A 23,601-nucleotide genomic window follows, 5' to 3' on the forward strand; every position below is an offset into this window, starting at 1 on the left:
TTGCTATACTTCAATTAATGAGGATTCTGATTGATTTTGGTATGGTTTTAATACGGGATCATCTCTTTGCCAACCAGTCGCTGTAGCTAAACTAATACCATCACCTTCATTATTATGAGAAACCACTACTGAAAAGAGGTTAATACGCTGAGGTTCAAGTAACGCACTTGCTAACATTTGATTATCAAATGTTTCGATTGTTTGGGATTTAATTTTGAGTCCACATAAATCATCTTCCCAATCTGGAAAATGAATATTAACTAAGCGCATTTGCCGTGAAGTTCGCTTAAACAATATACGTTCTTGATAAGTATTAATAACTGAATGGCCTGCATTCTGAAAAAAGAAAATAGTAATATTTTTGTTCATTTGATTAGGGTGTGCTATAGCATTTTCTATAAAACTAGGTAATACATCTGGTACTACGCCTTTTGCACCATCCCCAATAAAGGCGATGATATTGGTTGGGCAGGTATAGGCAATCCCGACTGATGCTAATAGTGCATCTCCCATGAGTGCCCGACCATACCATCCAGAAAAACCTCTTCTTGTTTTGGCTACATTGCGTATTGCTGAGATGCCACACCGACCTACGTCATATAAGCCTGTATAGTCGTATCCATGCTCAACAATGAGCCGTTCGATAAGATCGTTTAGCTTTGCAAAAAAGAAGTTTGGGCTCATTGGTAAAGTAGGTAATTTATTGACAACATCTGAAGGTGTATCTATTAAAGAGTTTATTGTATGATAACGCTTTATACGCAATGTGTTAGGTACGTTAAGATGTTCATTGACATAATGGAGAAAATCCAGGTAGTTCATTGTTAAACCATGATTTGTAAAGGGAGCAATATGGTTTGGATTATTAGTCAACTGAACAATATCAATTTTTCGTTCTAATCTACCTTCAGGAAACGGGGTAGCAATTTGTGGGATTTTACTTTTTAAGAAAAATAAACACTGTTCACCAGGTGGGTTGAGTTTATTATTGGTATGTAAATAATTATACACTCGAGGCGAATATCCATAAATACTCAGTGTGCCTAAGTAATTAGAATTTCTTTTTCCATTATAAAACTTTGGAATCACGCCAGGATATGTTAAAGAATCTACGAGAGCGATACCTGCTCTACTTGCAATAGATAGCGTCATTTCTAATTCAGTATCATTCATTGGACCACACTGCCATAAAAGCTTTTCTGGACCATGATTAATAATATCAACTACTTTATCAAGTGTTTGTTGACAAGGTGAAATACTGGTAGCTTTATTCTGGTGGCTATTTTTTTTAGAAAAATTTATATCGATATGGCTTACCGCTTCAAGAACGGCTTGTGTAACGAGCAAAACTACTGGACCTTGCTCTAAATCATATAGCTCAGCTACTTTTAGTAGATCATTATCAACATTATCAATATTATCCATGTAGAGATGAGGAACTCGATAAGCAGCGAGTACATCTCGAGTATCTTCATCTTGTGAGATAGTGCCTTGAAAGGCGAACCATTGATTTGCTCTATTTTCAGCACAAATTATAATTCCTTTCGCTTTTGCATCTCTTAAGTTGGCTAAAGTACCTTTAAATTCATCAATCATTCCACTGGTAACTACGATTAAAAAAGGTTTTTGATATAGTTGCCAGTTAGCCATTGCACCACAAGCAAGACTATGTTCACTAGGGCCTCTTAGCGCTGGAATGCCCATGGGTTTAATTTTTGACTCTACATACTGAATGAGTGATGAAACGATTGAGCCAGTAAAATAAAAAAACAACCAATTATTTTGTGCTTTGAGAGAAAATAGATTTAGCAGTTGCTCTCCAAGCAAATTGTGAGGAATGTCTTTTATGGTTGGCTTGATACGGCGATTAGCATAACTCATTTCAAAAAAGTCCATCCATAAACAAAGCAACTTGGTTTGTAATACAGACCGCTCTGTTGGCAATATACACTCAATATATTGCATTGGTTGATAGCGTATTTTACTGTGATTTGTATTTGTAAATGCAGCAGCAGTAAAAGATGAGTAAAAAGAATTGACCTGAGATTCTTTTAATGAAGCATAAAACTCTACAAGCTCTTGGTCGAGCTTTTGTGGTGTAAGCGCATTATTTTCTATTTTAGTATAATCCACATAAACCATGCCAATTTGTAGCTCAGCACTACTTGTTATATTCGGGAGGTTAATTATTTTTTCTGAGGCCCTTTTTAAGCTTGGAGCTTGAATAACTTTAACTGAAATATTGTCTTTGCGCTTGTTTAAATAATTAATGGCCTTATTTTTTGCTTCCTGAAACACGGAGTCAGTTGAAGAGGGGATGAATTTGTAGCTTATATCAGCATCAATAGTGACTTGTTGTATAACTTTACCCTGTAAGTCACTCAATGCACTTAATCCAGCCTCAAAAAAAAAGTTACTTTCTGTAATGACAACTACACCAATAGTAATGTCCATAGTGTGATTCCTTTTTATTTATTAATGAAAGCTTAAAATAGAACGCGTACTAGGTATTGGCTTTCTTTTCAATTCGAATAACTCCAGCATCGCCATCGATGAATATTAAGTCACCTGTTTGGATTTTTTGAGTTGCAGATATTGAGTTTACTACTGCTGGTATTCCAAATTCTCTAGATACGATTGAACTATGAGATAGCGTTGAGCCTATATCAGAAATAACACCTGATGCTAAAGCAAATAATGGTGTCCAAGAAGCATCAGTAAACTTCGTAACTAATATTTCCCCTTGCTTGAATGACTCTACCTGAGTTGTTAAATCTGTGATCACTCGAGCATATGCAGTTATAGAGCCAGGACTGGATCCTAGGCCATAAATAACAGATGAGTCATTATCTTGAGTAACATTAACTTTTCGTTTAGATATATGTTGGCCAATAATTGCCATGGGAGGGTCTTCTAAATTAAGGTTGACTAAATGGCGATGCCTATTTTCATTTACTTTAGTTTTACTAAAGGCTAATTCTGCTGGTTTACGTCCTGCTACGTAATCTCGAAACGTATTAAAATCTATATAAGGAATATCATTTTGATCAATAATGCCTTGTTTTACTAATCGGCTAGCCACTTCGTATACTATTTTTCTATAGAACCATGTTTCTGAAATATAAGTAGGGCGGGTAGCTTCTCTTCGCTCTGCCATTTTACTATAAGCTGCAATGACAAACTTAATTTTTAATTTTGCTTTTAACGGCAGGCATGAAATTAATTGTTCTGTATCAGCTTCTCTTAGTTCACTCACTTTGGTTAATCTTGAATCCAACTTTAGGTCGCTGCCAAGGTACATTCTAATCATTTGTAAAATATAGATTGGGTCATCATTCCAACGTGGTATGGTTAGCTCAAATTCTTGTCTACCTCGAGAACCAAAATTGTAAAGGAAATCAGAAAAATCTTGATACCAGAATATCCTACCTTCTGAATCATTTTTAAGTGTGGCAACTAATTGGTCTAGAGAGGTATTGATAAATAGGTTTGTTAATTTAGGAGAGCGACGAACTGTCTCAGCAAGCACATTGACTGCTTTAGTTACTTCAATTGTTCTTAACCCATTCATTGATGCTTTTATTCTGTTTTGTAATCCATTGCCTTGGTGGCCCAGAAATTTATCACAAAGCTCGGTAAGTAAATCGTATAAAGCAAAGGATTGAAGAAAGAATGGCATATAAGCAGCACAAGCTTCTAGAAAATGCTTATCAATTCTTTCTAATTCTTTATTTAATGCAGTTAAGCTCATTGAATTTAGGTCGAGCTTATGAAAACGAGCGGTTTCTTTTTTTCTCAAAGCTATCATTTTTTTGACGATACGCTCAGAGCTAAACAGGTTTCTTATTTGACAGTAAAGCCAGTAGATGCTGCTTTTAAAATATTGAACACCAGCGGTAGGCTCACCATAGGGATTAATATAGTTGGAAAAATCGATAGTATCAGTAGCATAGCGTTTAGTAAACTTCATTGGATCATGGGTTGGTGGACACTGAGTTAATAATTTTGCTGAAGCGGAAATATTTAAATACACATGACCTTGGATATAGCCCATATAGTGCTGCGATTTGCCAATATCTAATAAACCCATTTTTTTAATCGCAGGTCCATGAATATTATGTTGATAAAAATGGCAAAAAGATAAACCTAAAGGGGTCATTAACCCTGTGACTATTTCTCCCGTATCCATCCTTGAAAACATGGCATTATCACGAATGAAATCATTTGTTTCTTCTGAGTCTGCACACAGCTTTGTTATTTTTTTTTCAGTTGTAATTGGTCTTGCTTGTAAAATCCAAATTTTATTATCTTTAACAGCCCACTCAATATCTAACTCATTATCATAATGTTTACGGATAGCTTCTGATTGCTGAGCAAGCTTTATTGCCTGTTCATCGGTCAAAGATGCTGCATGCACTTTATTTGTGGGCACATCTAAGAGTGAAATTATCCCTGGAGTAGCACGCCCTGACATTGTTTGTTTGGGTCGAACGACTTTATCAATAACTGTAAAATTAGTTTTATCAATAATATAGCTATCAGTCGTTACTTGGCCAGATACTACTCCTTCGCCTAATCCCCAACAAGATTCTACTATTATATGGTTTTTATTTCCATTCACTGGATCTTGAGTAAACAGCACACCTGCTGCATCTGCGTCTACCATTTCCTGTATAATGACACCAATAGCAGAATCTTTATATGAGTTTAAAGGCTTATTGTTTTGATAACTATCTACTCTATCTGCCCAAATAGATCCCCAGCATAGTTTGATACTTTCAGTAACTGATTGCTCGCCATGGATATCTAAATATGTTTCAAACTGCCCAGCATAAGATTGAGTGATGCTATCTTCATTCATTGCAGAAGACCTAACAGCTACTCTCCCTTTACCTATTTTATTATAAGCTTCTATAATACTTTTATGTATAGGCTCAGGTAAGTTAGTTTGTTGAATTTTATTACGAATTTTTTTACATGTTGCTGTATCATAACGATCAAAACTGTTTATCCAGTCTTCTAGGCCTGATTCTTTTAAAAATGCTTGATAAGCAGAGACAGTGACACAATAAGCTTTAGGAACAGGAAAGCCTGCATGAACTAATTTGTTCAGTGATTTCGCCTTACCACCGAGGTTATTGTAGTCGCTACTATGTCCAATATGTGCTACAAAATTATGCTGTTTACTCATTTTTTATCTCCAAGATAATGTAACAATAAATTAAACAGCTTGTTTATTTGGTATAGTATTATTATAGTGATTACTAAGATAGGCAATGGTACTAGTTGCTGCCCAATTACCAGCATAAATTGCTGATTCAATATTTCCAATACCTATACTATCTTGGTTAGCAAAGAAAAGGCCTTTATTTGGACTAGAAGCCAAATTAAAAATATTATTTTTAATTTGACCAATTTCTGATATGACAAGCCCTTGATTCCAGCGCCATATTTTTATGTCTTTAATAATTTGGCTTGATTGGCCTGCAGCTTCTAGGATATCACATACTTCACTTAATACTGATAATTGTAAATCTTTAAAATCTATTTTATTGAGTTTACCTTGATCTTGACTATTAGCAATTGGTTTTAAAAGGGTGATGATGCCATAGTCATCTGGATAGCCAGGGTCTTGCCAATTAGCAACTAGGCAAGTACCTGCTTTACACCAAATATTAGTATCGGTACACGAGGTTAAATCTTCAATTAAATACCCACCAAACTTGTCAGGCCAAATAGGCTCATTTAAAAAAACACCTGCTATACAATAATCATGATGTTTAATAGCCTTCATTGCCTGTAGCTGATTAGTGGGTATGTGTTTTATAGCATTTATCGCTGAATATTTTGGTGCGGCCCAAATTACTGACTTTGCTTTCACTTCTAGCATTTGATTTTGCTGAGAGTAGCGAATAATATAGTTATTATCCTGTTCTGTAATAGAAATAACCTTTGATTTACTTTGTAGAGTACAGTTTTTACATGAACTCAGATTTCTTTCTAATTGCTCTGAAATATAACCATTTCCCCCTGGAAAGGCAACTAATGTGCCATATAAATAGCCAACTAAAAAGTATATTCCTACATAAGCTGAAACAGATTTAGTTGATAAACACTCTACTCTTAAGGTTGTTTCAATTGAGTTAATAACTAATGATCCGATTTTGTAACTAGGAACTAATTCTTTGGGTAGAGTTCTTCTTATATCATGATTACAAAATAAATCATGTAAAGAAATAGAGTCGAATAACTCCATTTCTTCTCTACTCCATTGGCAGTTGTTATGCCATGGCAGCTGAGGGTGTTTGTTCGATGGAGTGAATTTTTCTAAATATTTAAATAATTCTATAAATACAGGGTCTCCTAATTTTTTTGGGGCCGCAACATATCTTTTTTTTGTTACTAAGTTAGTGACTAAGTTTTTTGATAAAGCATAAATTGATGGGTTTTTTAATGATGATGGTTGCTTTAAAAGAGATTTTGTGACTTCGTTTAAATTTTTTATTAGTTCTTTTGTATTAAATAGAACAAGCGTATCCTCATCAGTTTCTTGCCACTTATTCCATAAGTCGAGATCCATTAATAGCTTTCCAACATCGCTTTCAAGTAATGGTTTTTGAAAACATGTCCCTGCTGTTGAAAATCTTAAGTCATTCCACTGGTTTGAACAGGCATTTCCTCCTAGTTTATTTCCTTGGTCAAGTAAAAGTGTGGAGTAGTGCTCCCTCACTTGCCATGCAGCTGTTAAACCAGAAATTCCTCCTCCAACTATTACAATATCATATTCTCCAACATGTTCTATTGCTTGACTACCTTTTACTTGAAAGTCATCATATATACTTTCAAAGTTGTTGCTGGGAAATAATGGTATTGATTTTTCATTGCCACCTGTTTTATCTATCATAATGCTTTTATCTCTTAATGGGTTGTATATTGGGGCTTGAAATACTGCTGTTATCTGTTGGTTGAAGATGGAATTTTACAATTAAAGCTGATATTATTATGAAAAAGCCATCTATAATAAAAATTTGCCAATAAGCTCTGTGTAATATACTAATAAAGCAGATTAGCATAATAATTTGAGCACTGATGGTTGTTTTTATTAAAAATTTATTCAGATATAAAATAAGGCCAGAAAAAAATAGAGCTAATCCTACAAAAATAGTAATAAAGGTAGAGTGACTAACTAGCCAGCTTGTTAATGGTTCAAGTATTGTTTCATGATTTGCCTCTAATGCATTAATTAATACCTCTTTCACATCTTCAACTTGAGGAAATGCTTTAGCAATACCTGCAAGCATATAAATAATGCCAATAATTTTTTGAATAATAGTCATGATAGAAATAATTATTCTCAATGTTAAATAACAGTTAACGTAAACCCATCTGCTTTGCAATTAACTCTCTTTGCACTTCAGAAGTACCTGAGAAGATTCGAGCAGGTAGTGAATCCAGTAACAATCGATCAATACCAACTTCTTTAGAAATTCCCATTCCACCAAATATTTGAATTGCGTCTAATCCAGTTTGTACAGCACTTTCAGATATCCATAATTTGCTTAAAGCTACATCTAATTCATTAGGCTTACCTTGACTTGATTGTTGTCCAACTTTATATAGTAATAGACGTGAAGTTTCTAGCCTTGCTTTAATATCCACGAGCTTATCTGAGATAGCTTGATTATGGCAGATGGGCTTACCAAACTGATGACGTTCTTTTGCGTGGCTTATACACTTTTCTAAAGCACGTTCCATAGCTCCTACATAAGCAGCAAATAAACAGCTTCTTTCCCAAATCATTGAATCATGAAATATTAATGCACCTACATCAAGCGAACCGAGTAAATGACTTTGTGGAATGAAACAGTTATTAAGATAAATATCTGCCCAAGGGGTACTGGCAAGCCCACTTTTCTTTCTATTTTGACTAATGAATAAACCAGTAGTTTTTTTAGGAACTAAAAAGCAACTAATTCCTAAAAATGACTGTTCAGTGTTGGTTTTGGCGTATACTAAAAATATATCAGCTACTGGTGCATTTGTAATGAAGCACTTTTCTCCTGTTATATAATAATAACCATTATCAAATTTTGCAGTCGTTTTCATATTATAAACATCTGAACCAGAGCTTGGCTCAGTAATAGCATTTGCTGCAATTAGTTTTCCTGAAGCTAAATCATGAAGATACTTCTCTTTTATTAACGCTGAACCATGATTCCATACCGGAACAGTACAGGCGAACATATGTGCACATAAAGAAAAAATGAGCCCTAAATCTGGGCAGGATTTGCCAAGTGCCTCTACCATCAGAATGGTATCTAATACATTTAATCCTGAACCTCCCCACTCTTCAGGCACTGGTAATCCTGCAAAACCGAAATTAGCAGCATGTTTCCAGTTTGATTCATTAAAAGATTGATCATCATAAGGCTGTGTTGGTGGAAACGTTTTTGCGGCAAACTGAACCACACTGTCAATATATGACTTTTGGTCATCATTAATCTCAAAGTCCATTTGATTACTCCTAAGTAAATGCTATTTCTAAGTGAAACTTATATAATATATTGATGTTACACTTTTTATATGTTGCGAAATGATTGCAACTATATATATGTAAAAATTATCCAGCTATTAGTTTAATAAAGTTATTTAGTGATATTATAACTGGTTAAAATTATGTCTATATCAGTTTCAAGGTGTAGCTGTCCAATAGTACAGGTTGATTTAAAAAATAAAGTTGCTTAACTATATGACGTTGTATCATATCACCGATAAGTTTTATGGGAGATATAAGTGTTCGCTGATAAAAAATATTAATATCTATTCTACAATTAATATTGCTTTTGTTGGAATATGTTTGCGAATAATAAATTAAAAAACTCTAGTGATCATAAGATGTTGTAGAGTATGTATAAAATTACTACTTTAAATTTGAGCCATGGGTACTTACTAGTAATTATGATAGAGCTGGATTATCTGAGTATTCAGGCAATAGGTCGAAACATATAAAGGAGGAATTCATGGAGCAGTCTCTAGTGGAAACAGAATCTATAAAAAATAAAGTAGTGGAGTTTATTACTTCGACTAAAGATATCGGTAATATAAAACTTGATGATGATGTGCCTTTGTTAAAACTAAATATTTTAGATTCTATCTCACTTTTTGAGCTAATAGCTTATCTACAGGAAGAGTTTGGTATGCTAATTCCTATGACTAGTGTAAAACCTGAAAATTTCCATTCAATTTCAGCAATATGTCATATGGTAAAAAAGTATTTAAAATAATTTGTGATACTTCGATCTCACTTGATTAGTAATGGTGTTGGATAAAAAATGCAAGACTTAATATGTGAAAAATATGTGGTTAATACTATATCATTGCATACTGGCTATGAAAAATCAGTGTTAGAACTTAATGCTGAACTTGAAGCTAAATTAGGAATAGACTCGATTACGCTACACGGTATATTGACTGAAATTGATAAAACATTGGGCTCAAACTCAATATCAAATATTCATAACTGTGTTGTCATTAGTGATATTATTGATAATATAGAGAATTTTTCAGATAAAATACCTAAACAATTTTCCACTGATATTGATGATAATGAGTCAAAAGTATCTAAAGCAATAGCATTTGATAATAAATCTAATAATAATGACTGGAGCAAGATATTTAAAGATAGATTTAATTTGACATTAAATAATGATGATAACCTCTGCAATAAATTAGCTCCTGAGCTATATGATGAATTATTGGCTTATGTTAAAAATATTGTTAAAGGTAACTCAGTAATTAGTATTAATGATTGTAATTCGCTCAGTGATATTGCTACTTTTATCGAGCTTGTTGTAGGAAAACCAGATCAATCAGCGTTAGCGCTTGATACCAGTAATTTGACAATGAAGGATTTTCATGAATATAAAAATCCTGACTTATTTGCAAAAGCTTATCGATTTAGAGACTTCTATCACTCTAGAACTGCTGATGGTAGCTATTGGTATGGAATGCCAATGCTAAGCCGTAGCACAGGTCGTGCTGTAATTTATGATGAAGTGAGAAAAGAAAAGCGTCAATTTATTATGATGGCTTCGAATAATTATTTAGGGTTAGCGAACCACCCTAAAGTAATTGAAGCGATTACATCAGCTGTTAAGAAGTATGGTGCTACTCACACTGGCAGTCGTATTATTGGGGGAACAAACCATCTCCATAAGGAATTAGAACAACGTTTAGCTTCTTTCAAAGGGACTGATGATGCAATAGTGTTTCCATCTGGCTACTCTGCAAATGTAGGTACTATATCGGCATTGGTTAGAAAGTATGATGCAATTATTGTTGATAAGTTTAACCATATGTCCATTATGGATGGTGCAAAGCTTTCAGGTGGTGCAGTCAAAATATATCGTCATAATGATATGGCCCATCTAGAAACTGTATTACGTGATCACTGTAATGATGTTGAAGGCAAACTGATAGTTATTGATGGTGTCTTTAGTATGCATGGTGATGTATGTGATTTACCAAGTATTGTTCGGCTGGCTAAACAGTATAATGCTAAGGTAATGGTTGATGATGCGCACTCAACAGGTGTATTAGGTAAAACAGGTAGTGGTACCGCAGAACATTTTGGCTTAAAAGGTCAGGTTGATTTAGAGCTAGGCACATTTAGCAAAACACTTTCTGGTGTAGGAGGGTTCGTTTGTGGTCGCTCAGAAGTGATTGAGTATTTACGCTTTTTTGCTAACGCTTATGTTTTTGCTGCTACTATTCCAGCCCATGTTGCTGCAGGACTAATTGCATCATTAGACGTAATGCAGACAGAGCCTGAAAGACTACAACAGTTATGGAATAATGTTAATTATTTTAAAACTGAACTAATAAAACTTGGATTTGATACTGAACATAGTGAAAGTGCAGTTATTCCAATTGTTATCAAAGATCATAAACTGGCTCTTGAGTTTGGCAAGAAAGTACGAGATAAGGGTGTTTATTGCCAAACGGTAGTTTATCCTGGTGTGAGTGTTGGTGATGAACGTTTAAGAATAAGTATCAGCTCAGAACACTCAGATGTTGATTTAAACCAAGCATTAGATGTATTTACAACTGCTGGGCGTTCATTAGGGATTATTAATTGATAGGCTTTAGCATTTATTAAGATAATGTAATTAATGTTTTATTATTGGTAGCGTTTCTATGTTAATTATTCATAAAATAAAATTGAAAGAAAAGGTCTCTGCTCTAGACTTTGAAAATTGGGTTAAAGAAAAAGATTATCTTGCATGTGAGTCTTTAGATGGTGTTGTACGATTTGCGGTACATAGTGTGCAGGATAAAAGTGAGAATTTTGACTATGTGGAAACAATATTTGTTAATGACATAACTGTTTTCGAGCAAGATATGAATAAACCTATATTCAAATCGCTTGAAAAAGATTTTTATGCAATGGCGGAAGTGGTTGAGGAAATAGAGTTAAATACTATCTCACCTGGTTATAACTGGTTTTGACTGTGTTGATTCCTTAAACATTAAATGATGGAGTGGATGGCCTAGGAGCTTTAATGAAACAGAAAATAAATGAGTCATTTAATGTACAGTTAGAGAGCTGTTTGAATATTGCTAAGTGGTCTCCATCTTCACATAATAGTCAACCTTGGTTTTGCTTGTTGGTTGAAAATAGTAAGCATCAAAAGCAATTATTTAAAAATATTAATGATCAATTACTCCTTGAAGACCCTGGTTCTAGGGTGATTTTGCTTGGTTTAGATAATAATCGTTGTTTAAAAGCACTTGCTGCCCATGATTTAGAAATGCATTTATCATTAGGTGCTTTTTCTCAGGTTTTAATACGGTTACTCTATTTGTCTGGTTATTCAATTTTAGTAAATGAATACTATGAGCAATCATTGGCTCTTGATTGGATTGACAAATCAAAGGAGCCAAAACTAGCAGTAATTATTAAGGTTGATAATCATAATCAAGCTAATATAAAAAAACCTGAGCAAAAAACCTGTTATGATCGTTTTGTTGATTTAGTAAAATCTAGAAAAACTAATAGAGGTGGCTATTTACCAATATCTAGTTCAGATCAATTTTTTAACGAAGAGAGTGTTTTGCAATATGCAAAGCTATATGATCAACATGACAGTCAGGTAGTACATTTTAATAATACTTGGCAAGTTCAAACAATAGTAGAGCTCATCAAAAAGCATGCGGGTTTAGATTTTCAACATAACCAAGCATGGTCAGAAACTTATCGATATATTTATTTTTTAACAAAAGATTGTAAGCCTATTGGGTTTTCTGTTCAAAGTTTATTTGGAGATTGTAACTTTATTAAGCGATTATGGTTTGCGACTATTTTTAACCCAAAAGTAATATCAATGCTGAACTATTTTGGATTTCATCAGTTGATTGCAAAACAAATGGCAACGCTAGTAAATGACTGTGCTTTTTGTGTAGGTATCACTATTGAACATAGTGCTAGCATTAAACAGAAAATTATGGCAGGTGCTAAAGTAGTTGATAATTGGTTATCAGCCACAGCGAATGGCTTATCTTATCATCCATTAAGTATTTTATTACAACATGACCATGTGCGTAGTCAGTTAGAAAGGCGTTTAGGTGTAAAAGGGCGACTTATTTTTTTTGTAAGAGTGGGGCAGGCAATATCAACATTCAAAGATACTTCCCGTATTTCTGGAGATGAACTACTGACTACTGACTTGTTTTAATGTAATCAAGAAAAATGGCTGATATGATTATGTATAATTTTACCAACCTAAGTGACTTAATATCTACAGGGTTAAAGCAGAACCCAAATGGTACAGCGTTAATTGCTAATAATATTCAGTTGACCTATCTGGAATATAATAATGCAATTACACAGGCGATAGCAACACTAATGAAAAATGGTGTTAAAAAAGGAGATACAGTTGCTATTGTATTACCTAAGTCAATAGAGTCATTGATTACGGTGATGGCTATTATTAAGCTAGGTGCTGTATATGTACCCATCGATATTGCACTGCCTGATGAACGAGTGCTTTATATCATCAATAACTGTCAATGTAAGGTTGTGATTGCCGATTGCCGTTGGTTAGAAAACATAAAAAGTTTAATTGCAGCAGATGCACAACTTATCTTGATAGAGATGTCTTATGAAGAACTGATAAATCAAGAAGGAAGTTTAATACCATTTCATGATGTAGCCATTCATCTGGATGATTTATTATGTATTTTATATACATCAGGATCCACCGGACAACCGAAAGGTGTCAAGATAACCCATCGAAATTTACTGAATTTTATCAACTGGGCACTGTTAACCTTCAATGTCAGTAAGTTTGATGTATTTGCTTGGCATGCAAAACTCAACTTTGATATCTCTACTTTTGATATTTTTTCATCTTTAGCAGTAGGTGCAAGCCTAGTGATACTCGACGATGATGAAATAATGAATCCTTATATATTAGCGGAAAAAATTTATAAACATCAGATTTCAGCGTGGTATTCAGTACCTTCAATTTTACAACTAATGACAAAAACTAATGTGTTAAAACACTTTGACTGTCAGTCACTAAGATATGTTTTGTTTGCAGGAGAAGTATTTCATCCTAAATCATTAAAACAACTTACCATCATGTTGCCAACGGCTAGATTTTTTAATTTGTATGGGCCAACTGAAACGAATGTCTGTACTTTTTTTGAAGTCAATGTTGATCAATTAAGTGAAACCCAACCGCTTCCTATAGGGATGTGTTTGCCTAATGTGGTTGCAAATGTATGTGATGAAAATGGTCACCCTGTAGCGGAGGGGTGTAAAGGAGAACTTATCATTAGTGGACCCTGTGTCACGCCTGGCTACTGGGGGGCCAAAGATCCTTTAATTGCTCAGCAGCATGCAAATAACACCCACTATACAGGTGACTTAGTCCACCAAGAGAATGGCTGTTTGTATTATCATGGTCGTATAGATGGCATGGTTAAAATTAATGGTAACCGAGTTGAGCTAGGTGAAATAGAGCATGTGGTAAATCAATTTAGTGGTGTTATTGATGCGGCAGCTATTATGACTAATAAAGAGGGTTTGCAACAATTAGTTATTTGTTATAAATCAGCAATAGGTGAAATTGATTTAATTGATTTAAAAAGGCATTGTGCTCGATTTTTGCCTAAATATATGATTCCTCATAATGCAATGAAAATCACTGAATTGCCATTAAATCCTAATGGTAAGATAGATAGACGTCGTTTGACGACTTTGCTTGCTAACGATCAAATACCAGTATCAGCTACAACGGCTGCTTTGGAGGTATAATGGCTGAGCCAATCGCTATTGTAGGAATAGCGGGTTGTTATGGTGGTTATCAAAGCCTGACAGATTGGTGGCAAGCGGTAGGCACAATTGATAAGCAGCGATCAGATCCAGCTATTGCTACCCCTTCTGTATATAAGCTTCCGCAGATAGATTTTCAGGCATTAATTAAGCAGTTTCGCATACCTCCTGTTTATCTTAAAACATTGCCTGAAGTGTTATTACGGGTACTCTCAGTAACTGAGCAAGCTATTTTACAAGTTGAACAAGGTGGGACAATTAATCGTCTTACAAGCGATGTTTATTTTGCGGGAGGACAACCGTTTGCCAATATTTGCAATAATGCACTTAGGGTCAATGCAGTTGAGTTTGCAGCAACATTATCTTCTGTAGAACAAAACCTTTTCATGCAAGCGGTCACAGCATTGCCTGCCAATTTTAATGATAAACTTTATGAGCTGTCAGCCTCTATTGCTAGTCAGATAGCCGTTCAGTTTAAATTTCAGGGGCGAGCAATGTCGTTTGATGGTTACGATTTGGGGGCAGCCTGGGCACTCGATACGGCTATAAATAATTTACGTACACATCAGTCTGAGTTAGCATTAGTGTGTGCAGGCCAGGTTTATGACTCTACGTTGTTACTCAGCTTATTGAAACTAGCTAAGCTAATTGATCGACGTCAGTTAACATTGGGAGAGGGAGTAGGGGCGCTAGTATTAATGCGTCAAAGTGACGCTGTTAGGCAGCAACGGCCAATTTTAGCATTATTAACCGGCATGAGTGTATGGCAGCAGCCGGGTAAAGGTGCCTTTAACTATAATGTACGGCAGTCGCTTCAGCAAAAAATAATCCGAAAAGCCTTAGCGCAAAGTGAGCAGCAATCAATAACAAAATTAAAACATGCATTGTTAAGTAGTACGCCCTTTACTTGGCAAGAAGAATATCAGGCATTATCTGCCGTTTATCAACCGTCTCAACCCCATCTTACCTGTACTTCAACGGTAGGCTCGATAGGTCATACTTTCGCTTGTGCTCCATTAGCAGCAATTAGTTATGGGGTAATGGCTATGCAGCATGAGCAGTGGCCAGCTATTGATCCTGTTGCTAACAGCCAAGTCGTTCAGTGGCAACATGAGCCTATTATATCTGTTGCAATTAATTCGATTGGTATTGGTGGGGGTTGTGCTCATGTAGTATTAGCTGCTAATAGCCCTAAGCCTTCAGCTACTGTGGTCAAACCCCATTTTTCTCCAGTTGCAGTGGTGGGTATCGGGGTGAATTTTGCGTTGGGTGACACGACTGAGCAGTTTTGGCGCAACAATTTATTAGGTAAGAATACGTTGCTGCCACTATCTGAGGATAATTTAGCGAATGGGTTAGTAAGTAAAGATGGGTGTTATGATGTTAACCGCAGTTATACGCGGCTGGCATCGCAAATTCAGCTATCGACTATGCAGTGTCCTGCTGGTATGTTGCCTCATCGATGGTTAGCATTGGACCCTTCTCAGAAATTAGCAATTTGGCTTACCCAGAAAGCTATTCAAGACTGGGAGTTGAGTGAGGAATATTTACTTAAACAACCAAACATGGGAGTGTATTGGGGCACTAATCAAAGCAATAAAACAGCGCGAGATTATGGCGCTACCTATTTAAATCAAGAGCAGTTTGCTTTTCTGTTAGACAAATTTAAAATACCAAAGTCTTTACAACAGCGCTGGCAACGTTGGTTAGTTGAGCAATTAGGAGAGCCTGGTCGGTTTGCTTTTGATGGTGGACTAGCATCAGGTATCCCTTTAGCAACTATACAACAACTGGGTATTGTTGGAAAGACGGTAGCGACACAAGCGGCTTGTGCTTCTTCTTTGGCTGCCATTGATATTGCTTGTCGCGCATTACAGTTGGGAGAAATTGATGTAGCGCTGGCTGGCGGATTAGAATTAGGCGCAAATCACTATGAGCTTGTTTTATGTTCAAGAATGCAACTCTTGTCTCCTAATATTATTACTCCATTTGATGTTAGTGCCGATGGGTTTTCAATTGGTGAAGGTGGTGCTTTATTTGTTTTAAAACGACTTGATGATAGCATACGTGACGGTGATCGGATCTATGGCGTGATTCGAAGTATAGGGGCTTCTAATGATGCTATTTCTATGATGGCACCTTCTGCTCAAGGTCAAGCACTTGCGATTGATCGAGCATTTAATCAGGTGGACTTGTTACCAAGAGATATTGAGTTTATCGAAATGCATGGTACGGGTACAACTAAAGGTGATGTGATAGAAACTCAGGCAGTATCGAACAGCTATGGTGCTGTTGTACGACAAAACCCGCTTTATTTAGCTTCAATCAAATCATTAATAGGCCATACGATGGCAGCTGCAGGTGCTGCTGGCTTATTGCGGGCATTATTAGCCGTTTATCATGGGACATTTCCTCATACGATTAATATTTGCCAGCAAAACCCGTCACTTGCTTTAGTGGATAATCTACAAGCGATAATACCGACGGAGCCAGTTCCCTGGAATAGCCAACAGCCCAGGAGAGCGGGAGTTAACTCGTTTGGGACTGGTGGAATTAATTACCATCTACTTGTAGAGCAACATCTTTAATTACTATTTATATAATAGGAAATCAAATAAAAATGATCTCGCAAGAACAAATAGAAACAGGACAGGAAGTCTACTCACCCAATATACTGAAGATATATGATATTATGGTTTTGAGCCTGTCAAATCGGTTTATTTGGAAAAGTAAAAAAAAAATAACCCAGACATTTTTTGATAATGCTGTCACTAATAACCATTTAGATGTTGGAGTGGGTACGGGCTACTTTTTAGATCACTGCCAGTGGCAGCAAAAACCCCGTATTGGTTTAATGGACTTGAACGAAAACTGTCTGCAAGAAGCGAAAAAACGCTTATTACGATATAACCCAGAAATATATTGCTGGGATGTATTTCAACCTATTGAGTTAGAGAATAAATTTGATAGTTGCAGTATGAATTTTTTGTTTCATTGTTTGCCTGGGTCAATTAAGGAAAAATTACAAATTATTAATAATTTAAAAGGTGCATTAAACCCTGGAAGCACTGTTTTTGGTACAACAGTGCTTTATGATGGGGTGAAAAAATCTTTTTTTGCTGAAAAGCTAATGCGCTTCTATAACAAAAAAGGAATTTTCTCTAATTATGGAGACTCCTTATCTGAAATGCAAAAATTACTACCTGAGCTAGGAGAAGTTGAGCAGCTTTCGACTGAGGGGTGTGTTTGTTTTTTTAAACTAACGGTATGATATTAATTTGTGGCTGCTGCTATATCTATGGTGAAAGTTAGACGTGAGGGTCAGTAGCCCTAACTGTTGAGTTATAAGGATAGTAAAATGGAATTATGGATTACACTTGGTGTAGTAATAGCTGTATTATCATTTTTTGCTGCCGGTAGTGCTAAAAAATACCGAGATATGAGAATGCCCTTTATTTGGGGGTTTAACACGTTGTTGCCTGTTGCTTTGGTATACTGTTTTTATGGTAAAGGCGACTGGCAGCATAAACTACTAATTATCAGCTTCGTAGGCATCTATTTGTTAAGAATGAATGTAGTTTTGACAATATGGTATGAGAATACGGCTGCTGCTAAACTAAAAGATGTCATACCGTCTTCACAGTTGACTGGTTTATCATTATTACTTGTTAATATTTTTGGTTGGATTTATTGTTTGCCATTTTATTGGGCTGCAGATTTACAAGGTAGTTTTTCTTATTTGGAGTATTCAGCAATAGGTGTATATATAGTAGGAACAATTTGGCATTTTGGTAGTGATTATCAAAAGCGCAAATTTAAACTTAACCCAGCAAATAAGGGGAAAATTATAAATGTTGGTTTTTGGCGTTATTCGAGGCATCCAAATTACTTCGGCGATTTTTTGATTTTTGTAAGCTTTGGGATGATTTCGGGAAGTATATGGGGAATCGTTGCTCCACTCGCCAATATAGCCCAGTACTTTAGTGATGCTATTCCAAAAAGTGAAAAAATGGCTGAAGACCGTTATGGTCATGATTGGATGGAATATAAAAAGAGTGTAAAGTGTTTTATTCCATGGGTTTATTAGCAGCCGCTATTATTCGCTTAAAGCAAAAGGCCTTGCCCTAGATATACCCGTTAATGGGGCTGTCGAAAGTTTTATTGTATTAGACTTACCCCCATTAACCTAGATATCACTCATGAAGGGGGTATTGATGTTATTATTTATACAATTGCAGTGATTAATGACTATATATGTTATACTGGCTGCTGCATTAATTGAATAAGATTTAAATTTAAAGCTTTGGTGATTGCTTGCACTCTATTCACAGCATCAAGCTTTTTAAATATATTTGATAGGTGAAATTTAACTGTTCTTTCTGATATCGCTAGAATTTTACTAATATCCCAAGTTGACTTGCCTTGAATTATCCAAAACAAAATTTCTTGTTCTCTTTTGGTTAGATTAGGGGCATGGTCTTGCTTTAAACATTGTTCTCTTAAGTGAAAGAACAGACTGTTTAAGTGTGGCAGAGTATAATGAAGAATTCTCTCAATAAAGTTGTATTGCAAACTATGCTGGTATCCTATAATGATAACGACTATCGAGTCATCCAGTTTATTGGATGACTCTACAAAGTGACTGCCTAATAAGCCAAACTCTTTCATCAATGTACAGGTTTTTAGGATACGGCAATTATCAGATTTGCTTAATATATTCTTTATAATGCTATGCTGGTTACTGTTAGCAATAATTTTTTGTGGAACAATAGTGCTTTTTTTGTGGTTATAAATAAACCAAAATGGCGTACTTCCCCCATAGTGCTTAGTATTTTTATCGGAATAAACGATAAACTCATCACATTTTGTGAGTGAAGTAAACTGGTGGGTGATTTCCGAAAGGTTGTCACTGCCATTAATATTGCGTACACAGTTATTAATTAACTCAATAATTTCTATTAGACAGTTTTTTTGTAGGCGCTCACTTTCTTTTGTTGTATTCATTTTAACGTCCTTGTTACTTATGTCATTTCAACTGACAGCAAGTCGATACGTAAGCCACTATGAATTATATTTATTTTTTTTATGGTATTTGGTAATTATTTGTTTTTTCTGAACTTATTGTTAAAAATTTATTTTTTCTGGAAATAGGTGGTGTCAGTTTTTATATTAATTTAATACTAAAGGCAGTTGTACTTTTTTTAAGTTAAATGTGACGTGCTTTGATATTTTTTGAGTCATATTTTGTGTGAGTTAAATTCATAATGATTTTGATGGATTTAAACTGATATACCTTTTACGAATGATTACTAAGCTTCATTATCGCCAAACGCCGAGTATTTATAGCCTCACCTTTATGCCTTTTGGTGTATAAAAATTATTTATGTTAGATATATATCTGCTTTAAGACACTGGGGTATGAATATAGCGTCATAAAAAATATGTTTTTAAACAGTTGGCTAAATGAGGCCGCTTTTTGTAGGTAAAGCCGCTTAATTTATTCGGATTAGTTTTTGCATAACAAGGATATTGTTGTAAGAAATTTGGCAGTAGCAGGATAAAAGATGCAAAACGAAGGGTAAGAGCAACTCCATGGACAAAGCAGCAGTCGTTGAAGGTATTAAGGGGGTAGGGCGCGGTAGTTTTGGGGTTCCACTGCTGCTGTTAGCGCTGCTGGCTATGATGACCTTGCCAGTGCCCCCGTTTATTCTGGATGTGTTATTTACCTTTAATATCACCTTATCATTAGTCGTTTTGTTGGTGAGTGTTTATACCCTGCGCCCCTTAGATTTCGCTGTTTTTCCTACCATTTTATTAGTCGCTACTTTATTACGTCTGGCATTGAATGTTGCCTCAACCCGAGTGGTATTACTCCGTGGTCATGAAGGTGGTGATGCAGCGGGAAAAGTTATTCAAGCGTTCGGTGAGGTGGTGATTGGTGGGAATTATGTAGTTGGGTTGGTGGTGTTTGCCATTTTAATGATCATTAATTTCGTGGTAGTCACTAAAGGGGCGGGCCGTATATCTGAAGTCAGTGCGCGGTTCACCCTGGATGCCATGCCAGGTAAACAAATGGCCATTGATGCGGATTTAAATGCGGGTTTGATCAACCAGGATGAAGCGCGTAAGCGACGGACAGAAGTGGGTCAGGAAGCTGACTTTTATGGCTCAATGGATGGTGCCAGCAAGTTTGTTCGGGGCGATGCCGTCGCAGGGCTGTTGATTTTATTTATTAATATTATTGGTGGCTTAAGCATCGGGATGATTCAACATGATTTACCCTTTCCTGTAGCTATGCAGAATTATTCGCTACTAACGATTGGTGATGGATTAGTGGCGCAAATTCCTTCCTTATTATTATCAACTGCGGCTGCCATTATCGTTACGCGCGTTTCTGATGCGAAAGACATGGGCCACCAGGTGGTTCAGCAAATGTTTGCTACACCTAAGGCATTGGGTGTAGCTGCAGCTATTTTAATAGTGATGGGGTCTATCCCAGGAATGCCTCATTTGGCCTTTTTAGGGCTGGGTTTATTAGCGGCAGGCGGGGCTTTTTGGATTTATCGTCGAACTCAGCCAAAAGTGAAAACAGCAGGAGAAGGGCAGTTGCCTGCGGCACCAGGGCAGAAAACAGCAGAGTCCGCAGAGGTGCCTGCAGCAGCGCCTGAAATAAAAGAGTTAGGTTGGGATGATGTTACTCCAGTCGATATGATTGGTTTAGAAGTCGGCTATCGATTAATTCCCTTGGTAGATAAAACCCAAGGGGGAGAGTTGCTGAGTCGAATTAAAGGTGTCCGGAAAAAACTGTCTCAAGAACTGGGTTTTTTAATGCCTTCAGTGCACATTCGTGACAACCTGGATTTATTACCCAACGCTTATCGTATAACGCTAATGGGTGTGACAATCAGCGAGGCAGAAGTCCACCCTGATCGTGACTTGGCGATTAACCCTGGTCAAGTTTTTGGCTCATTGCAAGGGATTGAAGCCAAGGACCCTGCGTTTGGGTTAGATGCGATTTGGATTGAGTCAAACTTAAAAGAGCAAGCCCAAACCTTAGGCTATACCGTTGTGGATGCATCTACTGTGGTTGCCACGCACTTGAATCAGATTATCCATAAACATGCCCATGAGTTGATTGGCCACGAAGAAGTACAACAAATGTTGGACTTATTAGCTAAGCAGTCGCCGAAATTGGCTGAAGATTTAGTACCAAACAAGTTATCCATCAGTTTATTACTAAAAGTATTGCAGAATTTATTACTGGAAAAAGTCCCTGTTCGTGATATTCGTACCATTGCCGAAGCTTTGGCGGAAGCAGCGATGATAAGTCAAGATCCTGCCACGCTCACTGCCGCAGCTAGAGAGGCATTGTCTCGATCTATCGTGCAAGGGTTGGTAGGTACTGACCTGCAAATTCCAGTGGTTACTTTAGCACCTCAGTTGGAACAGATGTTGCTGCAGTCTGTTCAACAAGCTAAACAGTCAGGTGCTGCAACGGTTGACTCGGTGGTGTTAGAACCAGGTATGGCAGAGCAATTACAGCAGTCTTTAGCTGATGCTTGTCAACGGCAAGAGCTAGCCGGAAAACCTGCCATATTATTGGTGGCAGCACCGATCAGGCCGTTTTTAGCTCGATTTGCCCGGTTTGGGGTACCGAATTTACATGTGCTTTCTTACCAGGAAGTGCCTGATAACAAACAGGTAACCATTGAAGCAACTGTAGGCCAGTAACATGCTTAGCCAGCAATAAAGCTGGTTAAAGGTAAGGCTACATGGTGAGTTTAAACAACTACGTGGGACGTTGTGCCAAAACACTTCACTTGTATTGTTTTGGCCATTGAGTGCGCAGGGGTTAAGTGGCATGACAATAAAACGTTATTTTGCAGCGGATATGCGACAAGCCATGCGGCTGGTGAAAAATGATCTAGGGCTTGATGCGACGATTTTAAACCAACAAAAAGTGGCTGGCGGGGTTGAGGTATTAGCAACTTTAGAATTGTCCCAGCCGACCAGACCCCCTGGTCCTGTGACACCAGAGCCTTTATTAAATGAGGAAAAACAGCAGCTGCGGGTAGCAATTAACCAGGCGAAGCAAGTGATTAATCGTGCCCAGCAGGGTAGTGCTACAACCACTGATGTTAATTTACAGTTGAGGTCAACACCTGGTTTAAAGTCAGTGAGTAAAACTGACTCTACAATGACAGCAACATCTGTTGTACACCCGAATGTCACTGATCATCAATTTAGTGCGCTGCAAAATGAAGTCAGCGGCATGAGGGCATTACTGGAACAACAATTAGGGCAGTTAGGCTGGTTAAAATACTGTAAGCAAAATCCGGCTAAGGCGCAGCTTTGGAAAAAATTGCAGGCGATAGGTTTTAGTGGTCACTATTGTCAACAATTACTGGCGAATTTACCTCTACAGCAACAGGGGCTTGATGCCTGGCGAAATTTATTAGCCAATATTGTGAAAAAACTACCTGTCACCTCTAAAGATATTACCGATCAAGGGGGGATTTTTGCTTGTGTCGGGCCTACTGGCGCAGGAAAAACCACGACGATAGGTAAACTCGCTACCCGTTATGCATTAAAGCATGGTACGGATAAGCTGGCATTAGTCACCATGGATACCTTTCGAATTGGTGCCACTGACCAAATTAAAACTTTAGGTAAAATATTAAATGTGCCGGTTAAAGTGGTGGAGGACGGCCAGCAATTACAAACAGTATTAGATAGCTTTCAGAAAAAGTCGTTGGTCTTAATTGATACAGCTGGGCTTAATCACCAAGATCCCAAATTGCAGCTACAATTATCTATATTAAATCAGGTGCGGCCAATGGTGCGAGGCTTGCTGGTTTTATCAACAACCAGCCAGCAACAAGTGCTGCAAGTGGCTTATAACACATATAGTCAAACTCGGTTAGTAGGGGGGGTGTTAACTAAACTGGATGAGGCTTCCAGGCTGGGGGAGGCAATTGAGCTGCTCATGGATAAACACCTTGCGGTGTCTTATGTCACTGATGGCCAGCGGATTCCGGACGATATTCATCAGGCACGGGCTTATCAATTGATTAGTCGTGCAGTGGCCCTCAGTCAACATGCTGAGTTAGCAGAAAGTGAGCTAATGTCAGCTTATATGCAGGCTAATCCTGTAGCTGTAACACCTCCTATGCAAGCCAATGTTGGTTAATAGCCCTGTGCCCAATGAAAGGGGATGAGAATAATAAATAAGGCGCTAAGGGGAGTCTCGGTTACCTCTATAC

16 protein-coding genes are annotated in these 23,601 nt (G+C 36.8%); 10 read left to right on the forward strand and 6 right to left on the reverse strand.

Going from position 1 to position 23,601, the window contains the following annotated elements; translation table 11 throughout:
* Positions 1-3: 3 nt before the first annotated feature.
* Genes pigD through pigA form a run of 5 tightly spaced genes read right to left on the reverse strand, consistent with a single transcriptional unit; the run spans position 4 to position 8,514 of the window.
* Complete coding sequence (pigD, locus tag ORQ98_RS05935; RefSeq protein ID WP_274687867.1) at positions 4-2,454, reverse strand: prodigiosin MAP biosynthesis protein PigD; 2,451 nt, start codon at positions 2,452-2,454, stop codon at positions 4-6.
* 49 nt (positions 2,455-2,503) lie between these two features.
* On the reverse strand, positions 2,504-5,191 hold the full coding sequence (gene pigC, locus ORQ98_RS05940) for a prodigiosin ligase PigC (RefSeq protein WP_274687868.1): 2,688 nt from the start codon (positions 5,189-5,191) through the stop codon (positions 2,504-2,506).
* Positions 5,192-5,221: 30 nt separating this feature from the next.
* The gene (locus tag ORQ98_RS05945) at positions 5,222-6,904 is read right to left on the reverse strand and encodes an NAD(P)/FAD-dependent oxidoreductase (RefSeq protein ID WP_274687869.1); all 1,683 of its coding nucleotides are present in this window, start codon (positions 6,902-6,904) and stop codon (positions 5,222-5,224) included.
* A 7-nt stretch (positions 6,905-6,911) separates the two neighbouring features.
* Positions 6,912-7,337, reverse strand: coding sequence for a DUF6041 domain-containing protein (locus ORQ98_RS05950; RefSeq protein WP_274687870.1), 426 nt, complete (start codon positions 7,335-7,337; stop codon positions 6,912-6,914).
* Between the two features lie 34 nt (positions 7,338-7,371).
* Positions 7,372-8,514: a prodigiosin MBC biosynthesis dehydrogenase PigA gene (gene pigA, locus ORQ98_RS05955; protein ID WP_274687871.1), complete on the reverse strand. Its 1,143-nt coding sequence runs from the start codon at positions 8,512-8,514 to the stop codon at positions 7,372-7,374.
* Positions 8,515-9,020: 506 nt separating this feature from the next.
* Between pigA and ORQ98_RS05960 the strand changes: the two genes are divergently transcribed.
* From ORQ98_RS05960 to ORQ98_RS05995, 8 genes are all read left to right on the forward strand, one after another.
* A complete protein-coding gene (locus ORQ98_RS05960) occupies positions 9,021-9,284 on the forward strand; it encodes an acyl carrier protein (protein ID WP_274687872.1) in 264 nt (87 codons plus the stop codon).
* Positions 9,285-9,332: 48 nt separating this feature from the next.
* Positions 9,333-11,138, forward strand: a complete 1,806-nt coding sequence (locus ORQ98_RS05965; protein WP_274687873.1) for an aminotransferase class I/II-fold pyridoxal phosphate-dependent enzyme — start codon at positions 9,333-9,335, stop codon at positions 11,136-11,138.
* A 58-nt stretch (positions 11,139-11,196) separates the two neighbouring features.
* The gene (locus ORQ98_RS05970; RefSeq protein ID WP_274687874.1) at positions 11,197-11,508 is read left to right on the forward strand and encodes a RedY protein; all 312 of its coding nucleotides are present in this window, start codon (positions 11,197-11,199) and stop codon (positions 11,506-11,508) included.
* A gap of 53 nt (positions 11,509-11,561) precedes the next feature.
* The gene (locus tag ORQ98_RS05975) at positions 11,562-12,734 is read left to right on the forward strand and encodes a nitroreductase family protein (protein WP_274687875.1); all 1,173 of its coding nucleotides are present in this window, start codon (positions 11,562-11,564) and stop codon (positions 12,732-12,734) included.
* A gap of 14 nt (positions 12,735-12,748) precedes the next feature.
* Positions 12,749-14,320, forward strand: a complete 1,572-nt coding sequence (locus ORQ98_RS05980) for an amino acid adenylation domain-containing protein (RefSeq protein ID WP_274687876.1) — start codon at positions 12,749-12,751, stop codon at positions 14,318-14,320.
* Positions 14,320-16,926: a polyketide synthase gene (locus tag ORQ98_RS05985; RefSeq protein ID WP_274687877.1), complete on the forward strand. Its 2,607-nt coding sequence runs from the start codon at positions 14,320-14,322 to the stop codon at positions 16,924-16,926. The genes ORQ98_RS05980 and ORQ98_RS05985 overlap by 1 nt, the downstream gene beginning before the upstream one ends.
* A gap of 32 nt (positions 16,927-16,958) precedes the next feature.
* Positions 16,959-17,609, forward strand: a complete 651-nt coding sequence (locus ORQ98_RS05990) for a class I SAM-dependent methyltransferase (protein ID WP_274687878.1) — start codon at positions 16,959-16,961, stop codon at positions 17,607-17,609.
* Between the two features lie 87 nt (positions 17,610-17,696).
* Entirely contained in the window at positions 17,697-18,425 is a 729-nt protein-coding gene (locus ORQ98_RS05995; RefSeq protein WP_274687879.1) for a DUF1295 domain-containing protein, read from the forward strand.
* A gap of 170 nt (positions 18,426-18,595) precedes the next feature.
* Here the strand turns inward: ORQ98_RS05995 and ORQ98_RS06000 are convergent, their stop codons facing one another.
* Complete coding sequence (locus ORQ98_RS06000; protein ID WP_274687880.1) at positions 18,596-19,342, reverse strand: helix-turn-helix transcriptional regulator; 747 nt, start codon at positions 19,340-19,342, stop codon at positions 18,596-18,598.
* Between the two features lie 588 nt (positions 19,343-19,930).
* On the opposite strand from ORQ98_RS06000, the gene flhA reads away from it, so the two are divergent.
* On the forward strand, positions 19,931-22,069 hold the full coding sequence (gene flhA, locus ORQ98_RS06005; protein ID WP_274687881.1) for a flagellar biosynthesis protein FlhA: 2,139 nt from the start codon (positions 19,931-19,933) through the stop codon (positions 22,067-22,069).
* A 130-nt stretch (positions 22,070-22,199) separates the two neighbouring features.
* Positions 22,200-23,528, forward strand: a complete 1,329-nt coding sequence (gene flhF, locus ORQ98_RS06010; protein ID WP_274687882.1) for a flagellar biosynthesis GTPase FlhF — start codon at positions 22,200-22,202, stop codon at positions 23,526-23,528.
* Positions 23,529-23,601 lie beyond the last annotated feature (73 nt).

This window comes from Spartinivicinus poritis, from assembly GCF_028858535.1.
In the GTDB taxonomy this organism is placed as follows: Bacteria; Pseudomonadota; Gammaproteobacteria; order Pseudomonadales; family Zooshikellaceae; genus Spartinivicinus; species Spartinivicinus poritis.